13 protein-coding genes and 1 pseudogene are annotated in these 14446 nt (G+C 45.5%); 7 read left to right on the forward strand and 7 right to left on the reverse strand.

Annotated features, from left to right (window positions below; translation table 11 throughout):
- Positions 1-3: 3 nt before the first annotated feature.
- Together QUA74_RS01940 and QUA74_RS01945 are read right to left on the reverse strand one after the other, a co-directional pair.
- Positions 4-483, reverse strand: coding sequence for a GNAT family N-acetyltransferase (locus tag QUA74_RS01940; RefSeq protein ID WP_333324448.1), 480 nt, complete (start codon positions 481-483; stop codon positions 4-6).
- Between the two features lie 196 nt (positions 484-679).
- Entirely contained in the window at positions 680-1747 is a 1068-nt protein-coding gene (locus QUA74_RS01945; protein WP_333324449.1) for an FAD-dependent oxidoreductase, read from the reverse strand.
- Between the two features lie 273 nt (positions 1748-2020).
- Here QUA74_RS01945 and QUA74_RS01950 point away from each other — a divergent pair, with 273 nt between their 5' ends.
- Together QUA74_RS01950 and QUA74_RS01955 are read left to right on the forward strand one after the other, a co-directional pair.
- Positions 2021-2866, forward strand: a complete 846-nt coding sequence (locus QUA74_RS01950; protein WP_333079417.1) for a YaaW family protein — start codon at positions 2021-2023, stop codon at positions 2864-2866.
- A gap of 43 nt (positions 2867-2909) precedes the next feature.
- Entirely contained in the window at positions 2910-4388 is a 1479-nt protein-coding gene (locus tag QUA74_RS01955) for an O-antigen ligase family protein (RefSeq protein WP_333324451.1), read from the forward strand.
- Between the two features lie 111 nt (positions 4389-4499).
- Here the strand turns inward: QUA74_RS01955 and glmS are convergent, their stop codons facing one another.
- From glmS to QUA74_RS01975, 4 genes are all read right to left on the reverse strand, one after another.
- Entirely contained in the window at positions 4500-6422 is a 1923-nt protein-coding gene (glmS, locus tag QUA74_RS01960) for a glutamine--fructose-6-phosphate transaminase (isomerizing) (RefSeq protein ID WP_333324453.1), read from the reverse strand.
- Between the two features lie 158 nt (positions 6423-6580).
- Complete coding sequence (gene psaC, locus QUA74_RS01965; protein ID WP_015175986.1) at positions 6581-6826, reverse strand: photosystem I iron-sulfur center protein PsaC; 246 nt, start codon at positions 6824-6826, stop codon at positions 6581-6583.
- A 269-nt stretch (positions 6827-7095) separates the two neighbouring features.
- Complete coding sequence (locus QUA74_RS01970) at positions 7096-8001, reverse strand: CoB--CoM heterodisulfide reductase iron-sulfur subunit B family protein (RefSeq protein ID WP_333324455.1); 906 nt, start codon at positions 7999-8001, stop codon at positions 7096-7098.
- A gap of 183 nt (positions 8002-8184) precedes the next feature.
- A complete protein-coding gene (locus QUA74_RS01975; RefSeq protein ID WP_333324457.1) occupies positions 8185-8367 on the reverse strand; it encodes a hypothetical protein in 183 nt (60 codons plus the stop codon).
- A 552-nt stretch (positions 8368-8919) separates the two neighbouring features.
- Between QUA74_RS01975 and QUA74_RS01980 the strand changes: the two genes are divergently transcribed.
- From QUA74_RS01980 to QUA74_RS02000, 5 genes are all read left to right on the forward strand, one after another.
- Positions 8920-9498, forward strand: coding sequence for a hypothetical protein (locus tag QUA74_RS01980; protein WP_333324459.1), 579 nt, complete (start codon positions 8920-8922; stop codon positions 9496-9498).
- A 942-nt stretch (positions 9499-10440) separates the two neighbouring features.
- Complete coding sequence (gene acpP, locus QUA74_RS01985) at positions 10441-10695, forward strand: acyl carrier protein (protein WP_333324461.1); 255 nt, start codon at positions 10441-10443, stop codon at positions 10693-10695.
- A gap of 97 nt (positions 10696-10792) precedes the next feature.
- The gene (gene fabF / locus QUA74_RS01990) at positions 10793-12046 is read left to right on the forward strand and encodes a beta-ketoacyl-ACP synthase II (protein ID WP_333324463.1); all 1254 of its coding nucleotides are present in this window, start codon (positions 10793-10795) and stop codon (positions 12044-12046) included.
- 107 nt (positions 12047-12153) lie between these two features.
- Positions 12154-13461, forward strand: a complete 1308-nt coding sequence (locus QUA74_RS01995) for an AAA family ATPase (RefSeq protein ID WP_333324465.1) — start codon at positions 12154-12156, stop codon at positions 13459-13461.
- Complete coding sequence (locus tag QUA74_RS02000; RefSeq protein WP_333324467.1) at positions 13449-14171, forward strand: DUF4276 family protein; 723 nt, start codon at positions 13449-13451, stop codon at positions 14169-14171. The genes QUA74_RS01995 and QUA74_RS02000 overlap by 13 nt, the downstream gene beginning before the upstream one ends.
- 134 nt (positions 14172-14305) lie before the next feature.
- Here QUA74_RS02000 and QUA74_RS02005 read toward each other — a convergent pair.
- Positions 14306-14446 (reverse strand): annotated as a pseudogene (locus tag QUA74_RS02005) (photosystem II q(b) protein); the annotation flags it as partial.

Below are 14446 nucleotides of genomic sequence, written 5' to 3' on the forward strand. Positions count from 1 at the left end.
CTATTACAATAACTTCTCCATAAATACATGACATGGACTATCGTTGTATCTCTCAATTGGATAAAAGCCAAGCTTTCTATAAAGTTTGAGTGCGTCTGGTTGTCGCTCTTCGTTTGCTAAGTCAAGCCTAATCTTCCGATAACCTGCCGCGAGTGCGAAATCAAAGAGTATTTGAGCCATTTTCCAGCCTAACCCCTGTCCTCGATACTCTTTGAGAAACCACATCCGCTTAAGTTCGCAGATTTCATCATCGAGTTTTCGGATTGCTCCAGTGCCTACAACCTGCTCACCGTCAACCACTACCAAGAAGGTGCCGTTATTGTCGAAATAGTGCGATCGTACATTGTCAATATCAGACATCGAATCATAGCCCCTCAACTCATCCTTAGTTAGTACGCCATGCCAAATTTCTAGACATACCGCCATGACTACTTGCTTGGCTTGTTCAATTTGATATTGCTTGATTGGTTTAATCTCAACCACTTGCTTTGCTTTAAATTGTCATTACATAACCAAACCTAACATTAGTAGGGCTTACGCATAAATATCAAAGAAACCGGGTTTTTCACCAGTGTTAAAATCTCAAATACAGTATTTCCGTAAAAAACCAGGTTTCTGCGTAATTCCTAATCAGCTTAACTTTTATTTTCTTACGAACAGAACCTGACTTTTAGCCATATTACCAATTTAGGGTTGAATCTAAGGGCAAATTTTGCAACTGAGAATTTACCCAATTAGCCGCCGCCAAACCCGATCGCAAAGCACCCTCTATTTGACCTTCCCCGCACAAATCCCCCGCACAAACCAAGGGCAAACTCCCCCCAGCAGGCAAACAAGAAACAGGCAAAGGATTTCGACAAAAAGCATAGCGCCAGCGGTGAACCTGTAACCATTCCGGCTGTTTCAGCCAAGGGATTAAAGATTCAGAAGTGCGATCGAGCAATTCCCGACCGACAGTTTCCAAATCAGCAGCTTCTAAATAGCGTTCTGCAAAATTTGCACTGCTGTGAACCACAAACACCGGCTGCTGCGGATCGAGCCGCTTGCTACTATCTAAACCAACCCAAGCTAAATCAGCATGATCTGGAAAAGAAACAGATTTCCACTGCGAATTTAGATTACTTAAATCTTGCTGTTTTGTCCCAGAATAGCCAGCCATAACGGTAATGCAAGGGTCGTACTCTACAGAACGCAATTTGTCAATAAAATCAGGTTTAAAACCAATTTCCGAATTCAAAAACATTAAAGCCTGAGGAGCCGGAATTGCTACTACAACAGCCTTAGCAATCAATTCTTGAGGCGTCTGTAAATTGTCATCAGTAACTTCCAGAGAAAGCTGCCACATTTGGTTATCTATAGTAGAAATAGCTTGTACGCGGCGGCCAAACCAAATCTCTAAACCCTCCGCTAGATACTTACCCACAGCATTCATTCCAGCAGGTGCGACATAACAACAACTAGGAATAGCAGAAAGTTTTCCCTGTCTGAATTCCCAGACAGTATCAGTCCAGAGTTTGAGGATGTGCCGATCGACCAAAACCTCAATTAACCCCTGCACCCCATCCCCCTGCGGTTCCAGATACCGCGCCCCGTGATCGGCCCTAGTGCCCTGTACGCGGCGGGTAGCAACACGTCCCCCCGCACCGCGAGATTTCTCAACAACCGCCACAGCATAACCAGCTTGACGCAACCGTTGAGCGCAACTCAGCCCCGCCATACCCGCACCAATCACCGCAACATCAAACATAATCAATCAGTCAGCCTTATGAATCTACACATCAGCTTAAAGGCTGCGAGCTGAATTTGCACCTTACCGATGACTCAAAAGAGCTGTAGCTTGCGGGGCGGGACGCCATAGCCCTGCACCAAGTAGTAGAATAAAGGACAGCACAAATCCATGATTAAGACCAGATAAAAAAATGCCACTGTGGGTAAATCCTAAATCCCAATGGTTGTCTACCAGCAGCAATCTAAAATCTAAAATCTAAAATCTAAAATCGAATAGGGGAGGGCAACAGTCTTGGACGAACTCAGAGCAGCACTAGAATTGACAACAGAAGAAGAATTGCAGCAACTAACAGAACTTCTGTTCAGCCGCAAGTTTAACCCTTTAGATTACGTGCAAACTCCCGCACCCATAGACGTACAAAGTCGCGATCGCCAAGCATGGCTCGACGCCGTAGAACAGCGGTTTCGCTATCTTGCAGCCGACGGGTTGACGGTACTCAGAGGGCGAACCCAACAAGTCACTTACAGACAAGCACTAATTCAAGTTTGTCGCTATCTCAAAATCCCTTATCCCAAACAGTTGTCAACCACCGACTTAGAGGCAGAAGTATTTCTGCACTTAATGGGGCGGGCGTGGAAGCGTTTACCGGCAGATGAACAGCAAGCGCTGACAGTGCGCGTACAGCGAGCGATCGTTGATTCTAAACTCTCAGAACCCCTGCCAATTTCTGCAGAAAAAGACCCCCTGGGTTTACTGTTCAAAGGCGGCAGCGCTTTAGCTGTTAGTTCCATCTTAAAACCAATGTTGCTCAAACTAATGGCCAATCAATTTGCGCTGCATTTTGCCACCTATCAAATGGCAAAACAAGGAGTGCTTGCAGGCACTGCAACTGCAGCAACCCAGTTTCAAAATTATGTCGCAATTCAGACGGCGCGGCGCGGTATGGCGGTAAGTGCAGCTCGTTACGGTGCGACGCGGAGCGTATTTTCGTTGGTCGGCCCGGTAATGTGGACTTGGTTTTTAGCGGATTTGGGTTGGCGATCGATTTCCACGAACTACGGCCGCATTATCCCGACCATTTTTGCCCTAGCTCAAATACGCTTGACGCGATCGGAATGCGTTTGGGAACTAGCTTAACGATGGTAAATTGTAGATTTTAGATTTGAGATTGGGAGTGTGGGTGAATATCAAAAATCGGTTGAAATTAGCTGCCAAACAGACAGCCGAAAATCTCAAGTCTCGCCTCCAAAAACATCCAGATACCCGCCTGCAAATCCCTTGGAATTTCGCTCAAGTGGGGATGCTGATTTTTCCCTTAATTCCGATTTTGGGAGCTTTAGGTTTATTCCTGGGATTGGCCGGCACTTGCAAGCAAAAGTTCCGTCAAATTATTCGCCGCCCGCTGAATCGAGGATTCGCAATTCTGAGCGCCCTGCTAGTCGTCACAGCGGTTTTTGCCCACAACCGCATTGAGGCTTTTGTAGGGTTGTACAATTTCTTGCCGTTCTTTATACTGTTTGCCGCTTTCAGCAGTTTAATTCAAACTTTGCCTCAATTGCGGCAATTGTCTTGGATGATTGTAATTAGTTCAATTCCAGTGATAATTTTAGGCCTGGGACAGCAATTTTTAGGCTGGAGTGGCATCGATCAATTGCAGGCTGTTTTTGGCTGGGTACTCGCACCCCAAGGCAATCCCCCCGGCCGCATGGCTTCTGTGTTTATGTACGCTAATATTTTAGCTTGCTATCTGACGATTGCTTTTATTTTAGCACTGGGACTGTGGATGGTAGAAGTCAGTTGTCAATTGTCCGTTGGCAGTCGTCACCACTTACCAATGCCCAATGCCCAATGCCCAATGCCCAATGCCCAATTCCTATTTTTAAGTTTTGCAGCGATCGGAAATGCTGTTGCTTTGATTTTTACTAATTCTCGCAATGCTTGGGGACTGGCAGTTTTGGCAGTTTTGGCTTTTGCATTTTATGCGGGTTATAAAAAATTATTAGCTGCGGTTTTTAGTTTGGCTAGCACAGTTTTTTTGTCTGCCTTTGGCCCGGAACCACTGCGGCAGTATTTGCGAATAATTGTCCCTGCTTTCTTTTGGGCTAGACTCACCGACGAGATGTTCCCAAATCGACCGACTGCTACTTTGAGAAAAACTCAGTGGGAATTTGCTTGGTCCATGACTCAGCAGCGTCCTTGGACTGGTTGGGGATTGCGAAATTTTACGCCTCTCTATCAAGCTCAAATGCAAGAATGGCTGGGTCATCCTCACAGTTTGATACTGATGTTGACTGCGGAAACGGGAATACCCGCAACGCTTTTGTTGTTTGGTTTAGTTGGTTGGGTTTTGGCTAGGGGTGTTTTGCTGCTGGCGAATTGGCCGCTTTTTTCGGCGGATATCAAACACGAGCAAATAGCAACACAGGAAGTAGCGGAAAATGCTTTAGTGTTCAATCAAAAATCTATAATTAATAGCACAAATCAGGTAGTTTCTCAAGATGTAATAGCGGCCGATCGCCTAATTTTTTTCAGTTATTTATTAGCCTTCGCCGCCTGTACGCTTTTTAACACTGTAGATGTGACACTGTTTGATTTTCGACTCAATACTACAAGCTGGTTGCTGTTAGCCGCAATTTGCGGAGTCAGCCAGAGGAAATAGGCGATCGGGCATCGGGCATCGGGCATCGGTTATTGGTTATTGGTTATTAGAACGAACAACCAACAACCAACAACCAACTAATGACTAATGACTACTGACTAATAACTTCCTTTATTCTACCGTCACTGACTTCGCCAAATTGCGAGGCTGATCCACATCCAAACCTCGACGCGCCGCAATGTGATAAGCCAACAATTGCAGCGGAATCACTGTTACAATCGGCGACAATAATTCATCCACCAAAGGCACCGGCAAAATGTAGTCAAAAATCTCGGCTTCCGCCACACCTTGCTTCGGCGTAACGCCAATTAAACGGGCGTCGCGGGCCTTCGCTTCCTGAGCGTTAGAAAGCACCTTTTCGTAGACGCTTCCTGGCATGGCGATCGCCACTACAGGCACTTTCGCATCCAAAAGGGCGATCGGGCCGTGTTTCATCTCTCCCGCCGGATACCCTTCGGCGTGAATGTAGCTAATTTCCTTCAGTTTCAGCGCCCCTTCCAAAGCAATCGGAAAGTTAATTCCCCGCCCCAAAAAAATAAAATCTTGGGTGTCTGTAAACTGGTGGGACAATTCCTCCACATACTGTTCTTGAATCTCCAAATACTTCTCAATTTCCGCTGGCAACTGGCGCAAAGCTACAATAATCTCTGCCAATCTCTCGCTGCTGATTGTTTGCCGCTGGTGCGCCAAATCCAAAGCTAAGAAATAGAATGCCATCAACTGAGTAACAAAAGTTTTAGTGGCAGCCACGCCGATTTCTATACCGGCGTGGGTGTTGATTACGTGTGGCATCATGTGGGCGATCGAACTTTCGGTTCTGTTAGTAATGCCTAACATTCTCGCCCGGAATTTATCAGTAAAACCAGCGCGGCGCTGCTGTTCCATCCCCAAAGCAGCCAGCGTGTCCGCCGTTTCTCCCGACTGTGTTACCCCAATAGTTAAAGTATTTGCTGTCAGCGGTGCCGGTGCGTAGCGGTACTCAGAAGCGTACTGCACCGCAGTGGGAATATTAGCTAACTGTTCCAACAAATATTTGCCGATTAGCGAGGCGTGCCAGCTCGTTCCGCAGGCGAGAATTGAAATTTGTTCGACATCGGCGCAAAGTTCCTTGGGCAAGTTGAGATTGATGGGAGAGCGCGGATTTCCTGGCTGCCAATCGCTGTCTAAATAAGCCTCTAAACAAGCTCTGACTACGGCGGGCTGTTCGTAAATCTCCTTGTGCATGAAGTGTTTGAAGCCTTGTTTTTCGACTAAAACCGGACTCCAACCAAGGATGCGCGGGCTTTTTTTCAGCCTTTCCCCTGCAAAGCTGTAAACTTCTACTCCCATCGGAGTTAGCCTTGCCAATTCGCCATTTTCCAACGACAAAACAGTGCGGGTGTGAGATACTAAGGCCGGCGTGTCGGAAGCGCAGAAAAATTCGCCAGCACCAAAGCCAATCACCAAAGGAGCTTGCTGTCGGGCGACAATTATTTCGTCGGGAAAATCGGCGCAAATAACGGCGATCGCAAAGGCTCCTTCTAACCGATTTACCACCTTTGCAACGACTTCTAAAAACGACAAATCAGCAATTTTTTCTGGTTTTTTCTCTTTTCTTTCTTCCTTCTCCCTTTTTGCTTCTGCAAAAAACTCAGCTATTAAATGAGGAATAACTTCTGTATCGGTATCCGAGACAAATTTATGTCCCTTTGCTTTCAATTCTTTCCGCAAATCGCGATAATTTTCGACAATTCCATTTTGAACTACCGCAATTCGCCCGCTATTATCCAGGTGAGGGTGAGCGTTATATTCCTCTGGTTTGCCGTGAGTTGCCCAGCGGGTGTGTCCGATGCCAATGGGAGCCGGAGAGTCTATCTCTGCTAGCTTTTCCCGGAGGTTGTGCAATTTGCCCTTTGCTCGGACGCAGGTAATTTCCCCTTCCGAGATGGTAGCGAGACCCGCTGAATCGTAGCCCCGGTATTCTAGTTTCTCCAATCCTGCTAGCAAAATCTCGCTTGCTGCTTGCGTGCCAATATAGCCAACGATTCCGCACATTTAACGTACTACTCCTGCTTAGCGATCGCAATAAAACTCACGTTTTATCATTTTTACCTTCTTCCGGCCCCAGAATGCCGATTCCGCGACAAAAAAAGAAGGGGCAATGTAATCGCCCCCTCTCTTGTGCCCGTAATTCGATCGGTGTCGATCGATATTTAGTAGGCTAGACCCATACTGCGAGTGGTTTCGGCTCCCAGGTAAACCCGGATGCTCAGAAAATCGGTGGGGCAAGCAGTTTCGCACCGCTTGCAGCCTACACAGTCTTCGGTGCGGGGAGATGAGGCAATCTGAGCTGCTTTGCAGCCATCCCAGGGCACCATCTCCAAAACGTCAGTCGGACAAGCGCGGACGCATTGAGTGCAGCCGATGCAAGTATCGTAAATTTTGACTGAATGAGACATTGAATAAAGGCTCCCAACGAGTCACTAAAAATTTCCTTGCTCTGCGAATTAACAGATTTGACGGCGAGATGCCACCGCTATAGCCTGCACAGAGAATTAAAGGTTAGTCTACCGCAGTGCCTGGAAGCACTTAGCGAAAAAGCGACAAAACTTCACAGTTATTCACGCTGCGAGCCTTATCAAAGTAGGTTCCTACTGAGTACGTCCGTGGTTAGAGCGGAGTTATCAAGGACGGACATCTTTACTACAAATCTGTGTAAATCGATCCACTAAAAGCCTAATTTTTCTAACACGGGCTTTGTGGAAACAATATGTCGATCGAGTCCTAGTTTTTTCGGCTCCACACCCAAAGCTAAAGCCACCAATTGCGACAAATGCAACACGGGCAAACCCAACTTGCGCCCGATTACTTTTTCCACCTCCGGCTGTCGCGAATCCAAATTTAAATGACAAAGCGGACAAGGCGTTACCATACAATCAGCGCCATTGTCAAGAGCATCTTGAATGTGTTTGCCGGCCATCCCAAAAGATTGCTCAGTTGCGTAACTCGCCAGCGGCCAACCGCAGCACTGCGTCCGCCCTCGATAATAAACCGGAGTTGCCCCGATCGCCCGAAATACATTTTCCATCGATTCCGGTTGGTGCGGGTCATCGTAAAGCAGCTTATCCTGAGCTCGCAGCAGATAGCACCCGTAAAAAGACGCGCACTTCAAACCCGAAAGCTTGCGGGTGACTCGCTTCTGCACCTCCTCCAGCCCGTAATCTGCAACGATCGCCCACAACAGATGTTTCACCTCGGTACTGCCTTGATAAGGTGAACAGCCTTGTTTTTCCAGTAAACCGTTAACTTTATCTACGTAGTTGGGATCAGTTTTCTGAGATTCCTTGAGGCGATCGTCCACATGACCGATTACCCCTTGACAAGTGCTGCAATGCGTCAGCAAAGGCAGATTCAGTTCCTCAGCCAACGCAATATTGCGAGCGTTGACAGTATCTTCCAGTAACTGCGAATCTTCCTTGAAAGTGCCAGAACCGCAGCAGGAAGCTTTTTTGAGTTCCACCAGTTCAATCCCCAACGCTTGAGTCAGCGCTTGGGTAGACAAGTAAAGTTCGCGGGCCGCCCCTTGGGCAACGCAACCGGGAAAGTAAGCATATCTGAGAGTTTGGGATGGCATAATCGTTTCTGCAGGGGAGAAAAGGCAAGGGACAAGAAACGAGAGCGGTGGAGGTCGGGATGCTTCCTGCTTCGTTTCCCCTCTCCATATCCTTACAGAAAACTCGCGTGAAAGCCCCCCTCTTTTAAGGCACAGATGAAACGCAGTTTTCAGGTTGGTGGCGGGGCGATCGGGCTAATCTGCTTAAGGCGCTTGTGGAAAAATTGCATCGCTGATGGTTCGTCTAGACACTGGAATCGATCGCACCCTCAAAGTTATGTATCTGCGAGCACTGCTGGGCAAGCAAAAATGAGTTACTAAGTTTGTCAGTTCGCAAAGGCGAAGGGCGATCGCACTAGCATAAGTAATTGTTAAGCGATCGAGCATAGCACATCGTTACAGCCGACCCATTAGAGTGTTATGATTTAAGAGTAAATAAGCCAAGGTGGCTGAACTAAACCGTTAGCTTGCTGGGTTATCAGTGGGACTGTACTTCAATGCTGTCGGTAGTTGCAAAATCATCGGGTTCCAGACATAGCGGTAGTTTATGATTCTGCTTTTCATCTCAGCCAAGATGTCAAATCATGCAGTCGGGTCAAGCACAATTGCCCCAAACCGTCACAATTTACAAAGCTCCTCAAAAAGAGCAAGGGCAAAAGTTACTGGAGGAGGGGTTTTAACCCACTGATTTCTCCTACAATTCTCCCTACCTTGATGGGAGTTGCTACTTTGCTAGTCCAAATGACAGAAGTATTGCCGAGGAGTTCAATCAAAACTTCAAGAACGCCTTCTTGAAGTTTTGATCGTTCGGGCAAGCTAGGATCAAGATTTCAAAACGCTTGAGTATCGCTATGATAAGAATGAAGGTTTTGAGCGGATTGAGGTAGTCATTACCGGCCGATACTTCCTAAACATAAATGATTTGGAGGGAATTCAATAATGTTAAACTCAATAATGTTCGACTGGCAACAGTTAGCCCAGATCAAAGAGCTCAAAGAATATTTTGAAACTGATTTCGACGGATTTAGTAAACGGATTGAGCATCATATTCATGAATTGCATAAAATCGAATCAAAAGAGCTTGATAACCTCGCAATTTTACGAGTTCTTGAAGTTACAAATGGTTGCATTCAATGGGGATTTAGACGAAAAGATGAGGGATGCTTATCAGTTGAACAGACCCGTGAATGTATGAAGAAGGTGATTGGATTTATTCAAAATAAAACAATCGATTTTCCAAGTGGAGAGTCTATTCATTTTACTTCACCCATTAAACAATTGATTGAGGAGGGACGTGGGCTTTACCAAGATGCATTCAAGAAAAATATTCCCGATAAAGAGAAAGAATACTATGCATATTCGACGGCTCAGTTCTTAGTATACGGTCGCCCACGTTTGAATGCTGCACTTCAATTAGTAAAACAGGAGTTTGAATCTCTGTTTACAACGTACTATATCGAAAAAGGTCGCAATTATATTGCCCCATATATGGAGGCGCTTCTTCCTGAAAATCCATGAAATGAGGGGAATCATCCACAATTGATGGACAAAGTGCAATCTCTGATCTTGTAAGTAGAGTTGATGTTAAGCTGTCTAACAATTCGCTTGGAGCCGGCTGGCGAAAGTCACTGGTGTAGATGCAATGGTTGTGACAGCCCCTCAAGCACACCGTTAGGCGGAACAGATGGCGCCTGTTAAATTTGTCGTTTTTCAGCCGAGATTAAGCAAGCAAAGATGGTTGGCTCCGTTGTTGAGTCCAGAGAAGCTATGGGCGCTCGCGAAACATAAGTAATTGTGAAGTGATCGGTGTATAACATATCCTTGGATCTGACAAAAGTGATATTTTGGTGTTGAGATCGAGGCGCTCGTTTGCCGCTCAATTCAGACGTTATGTGTAGGGAAGGAATATGAAGAAGGTTTTTATCGTAGGCGCATCCGGGAAACTCGGGCAGTACATGGTGCAGCAGGCGCTAGATAGGGGCTAAGAGGTGGTTGGTGTTTGTCGGGAACGCAGCGTAGGCAAACTCCATCGTTGTACAGATGCGATGTACAGATGCGATACTTCCATTGAGTCCGTTGAGGTTATCTGAGTGCGATCGCAAGTAGGAAAGCAAGACGGATCGTATGCGTTTGGGCGTTGCTTTTGAGAATTTCTAGGGGACAAGCAGTCACTAGGGCATGATCTCTTGGAGATAGTCATTCAATCAGTCCGGGACGCAAAAATTGCTTTGCAACACTATTGGTAGCGGTAAGGTACGGTGTGCACCGCCAGATAGAGTTTATGCCTCCAGAACTATTCAAATAGCGATCGCCACCCCATAACAGTCCTAGAGTTGCTGCGATCGTCCGTGTCCCAATTGCCACCGCCCCGTGTCACTTAGAAAAGCGGCCAGCATTTCTATTGCAGCTCCCCCTTTCGGATAAGATTAGATACGCAGCAACCAATGAGGACACGATGTTATGAGCCCAGACGACATTTTTGCTAAAGTCAAGAAAATTGTGGCAGAGCAACTGGAAGTCGATCCGAGCGAAGTCAAGCCCGAAGCCAACTTTGCTAACGATTTAGGAGCAGATTCCTTAGATACTGTAGAGCTGGTCATGGCATTGGAAGAAGAGTTTGATATTGAAATTCCCGACGAAGCAGCCGAAGGAATTACTACGGTTCAAGCTTCTGTAGATTTCATCAGCAGCAAACTTGCAGCTCCAAAAGCATAAAATACCTGCCTTTTCCCCTAAGAGGAGAGAAGTTAGAAAACTGGAAACTCCTCTTTTGTTCTGCGTTCTGGGTGTTTAATTTTTTGAAACTGAAATCATGACAAATTTAGAGCGTAAGCGCGTTGTTATCACGGGTCTCGGCGCGATTACACCGATCGGCAATACCTTGTCCGAATATTGGGATGGGTTGCTTACGGGGAAGAATGGTATAGGCCCGATCACCTTATTCGACCCGTCGCGGCACGACTGCCGCTTTGCCGCAGAGGTGAAGGGTTACGACCCACACGACTATTTAGACCGCAAGGAAGCAAAGCGGATGGATCGCTTTGCTCAGTTTGGGGTGTCAGCGAGCAAACAAGCTGTTGCTGATGCGAAGTTTGAGATTAATGACCTGAACGCAGAACAGGTGGGTGTCATTCTTGGCACTGGCATTGGCGGCCTGAAGGTTTTAGAAGATCAGCAAGAGATATATCTGAATCGCGGCCCCGATCGATGCAGCCCGTTTATGATTCCCATGATGATTGCGAATATGGCCGCGGGCCTGACGGCGATTCAAACGGGCGCTAAAGGACCAAACTCTTGCACCGTGACGGCTTGCGCTGCCGGGTCAAATGCCGTGGGTGATGCGTTTCGCCTAGTTCAGGGGGGTTACGCGCAAGCCATGATTTGCGGCGGTACTGAAGCTGCGGTGACACCTTTGTGCGTGGCGGGTTTTGCTGCAGCCAGGGCGCTTTCGACTCGCAATGATGACCCGACTCATGCTTCTCGTCCGTTCGATCGCGATCGTGATGGTTTTGTCGTCGGCGAAGGTGCTGGCATTCTGATTCTAGAAGAAATGGAACACGCTCTGGCGCGTGGCGCGAAGATTTACGCAGAAATCGTCGGCTACGGTTTAACCTGCGATGCGTATCACATGACTTCGCCGGTACCGGGGGGCGAAGGTGCCTCGCGAGCAATGGCTTTAGCCCTCAAGGATGGGGGTTTGACACCCGATATGGTGAGCTATATCAACGCTCACGGCACGAGCACGCTTCCCAACGATTCTACGGAAACGAAGGCGATTAAGAAGGTTTTGGGAGAGCACGCTTATAAAGTAGCAATTAGTTCTACCAAGTCAATGACGGGTCATCTTTTGGGCGGTTCTGGGGGAATTGAAGCGGTGGCGACGGTAATGGCGATCGCCAATGACAAAATCCCGCCGACAATTAATCTGGAAAATCCCGATCCTGAGTGCGATTTGGACTATGTTCCTCATACAAGCCGCGATCTAAAAGTTGATGTGGCGCTGTCGAATTCCTTTGGATTTGGCGGCCACAACGTGACTCTGGCATTCAAGAAGTTTGTTCAGTAACGGCTAATCCAAAATCGAGAGTTAAAGGGTAAAAAAATATTTTTTTACCTTTGTAGGGTAGGCATCTTGCCTGCCCTAACTTTCTGAAGTATCACCGGAGCGATCGTATGAATCAACCAATTATTCGATTTTTGACAACCAAGAATTATAAAAATCTATACTTAGATCCATCTGTAAATTTAAACAACCTTAATATATTTATCGGCTCAAACGGTTCAGGCAAAAGCAATTTTATCAGTTGTTTAAAATTTTTAAAAGATTGCCTAATAGCTATTCCCGACGCAAATCGGGACGTGAGTAGTTTTGAGGATGCTGTTTCTAAAATTGGTGGTGGTAGAATTTTAGATGTCAATGTTGAAAGTCCAGCAAAGGTCAGTATAGCTTGCTGTTTTTCGCAAATTAACCAAACTGGTAATCTTCAAAAAGACAGCGCAATTCTTGATTTCAAACTTTATACCGATCGACAAAAAGTAAGGGCGAGCATGTCTGAAGAATATCTATATGGCGGAGAAGATTTGCAGGAAACTTGCCGCCAGCCACCTTTCTATTACTATAAATTGCATAACAGAGAATTAGGGCAAGGAGTTTTATCTGTTTACAAGTCTCCCGGTCAAGAGTCAACTCAGTTTGAACCTTTAGATAACATTCCTACAAATTCTTTTGGTTTGTTGACAATTCCGACACTGCTTGAATATACTTTCTTACCACCAGAAAATACACCTATTTACAAAATTAGAAGAGAATTAATTGGATTTATTTCAAAATGGCAATTTTATAATGCCAATAACATGAATTTGAATTCAATTAGAACCGCAGAACCTAAAATAGGTGGTAGTGATATTTACCTATCTGCTTCGGGAGATAATCTGCCTTTAGTATTGTACAATTTAAACCAAAAATCTATCAATTTTGAAGATAGCATTAACGAGGCAATGAAGTCCATCCTGCCAAAAACTCGTCGCCTTAGAGCTTTACCTTCTGGTCGCCTATCTCTCACTGTAGAATGGTATTTTGAAGGTATTGATGATGAAGCATTTTACCTAAATGAAATGTCGGATGGAACTGTCAGGATGCTTTGTTGGGCAACTATATTACATTCTCCACTTCTTCCTTCTTTGATAGTCATTGATGAACCTGAATTAGGATTGCACGTCTCGTGGATGCCAATTTTAGCTGAGTGGATTAAAAAAGCTGCCACCAGAACTCAGATAATTATTACCACGCATAGTCCCGACCTTTTAGATCACTTTACCGATCGTTTAGAGAATGTTCTTTGTTTTTATCCCGAAAACAGAACCCATTTCTCAGTCAAATCTCTTTCAAAAGAAATGCTGGAGCCAAAACTTGAAGAGGGATGGCAATTAGGTGACTTATACCGTGTTGGCGATCCAAGTATTGGAGGATGGCCGTGGTAGTGTGGGTTTTCTCTGGTGGCGGTGAGGCTGAGGTTAGAGGATTCTTTCCTTTTTTAGAAAAAACTTTTCCGGGCTGTAGATTTGAACGAAAAACACCCGTTCGTCAAAAACCTGGCCCTAAAGCTAATAAGGCAAGTAGTTACGGCAGAACAGGTAAAAATTTAATCGAACAAATCAAGCAAGAATTTCCTATTGCCTTAAAAGCGGAAACAAATAAATGCGACTTGATTTTAGTTTTTGACGATTTGGATTGCCGCGATTCTCAGACACAAAAATCAAAAATATTGGCAGAGTTATCAAAAATACCAGAATGTGCTGACATCAAAAAATTTGTTGGGTTTGCCGCGCCGGAAATCGAAGCTTGGATTATTGCTGATTGGAATAATTCAATAGCTAAACATTCAGATTTTCGAGGCAAAAGACATGAACGCATGCGTTGGTGGCTAAGTACACAAAGAAAAGTTTCTTTTGAGAATCCAGAAGCATTTAGTGAATACGATGCTGAAAAAGATTGCTGTCGAGAAAAACTATCAGAATATTTAATTGAGTCAAGTGTTCAAGATGAACTCGATCGCGATAAAGCACGCTTTTCTAAAGGAGATCATACTCCTTTGCTATTGAGGGAAATCGATCCAAATGAAGTCCAGAAAAAATGTCCCTTATTTCGCGAACTCTATAACTATCTCAATAATTTTTGTCGTTGTCCATAAAGGGTCAGATAAAAATTTATTTAGGTAAACTGTAAGCCAACTTTTGCAAAGCATTAGTAGTGTTAAATTAGATTTTCCTCAAACAAAAAGCGCCCCTATTTCTAGGAGCGCTTTTTGTAATCGATAGCTAAAACTTAGCCATTGATAGAAGGAGCAACCAAAGCTACGGGAGTAGTTTCACCAGCAGCCAAATCGAGAGGGAAGTTGTGAGCATTGCGCTCGTGCATCACTTCCATACCCAAGTTAGCGCGGTTGATCACATCAGCCCAAGTATT

The organism is Microcoleus sp. LAD1_D3, from assembly GCF_036702135.1.
Lineage (GTDB): Bacteria > Cyanobacteriota > Cyanobacteriia > Cyanobacteriales > Microcoleaceae > Microcoleus.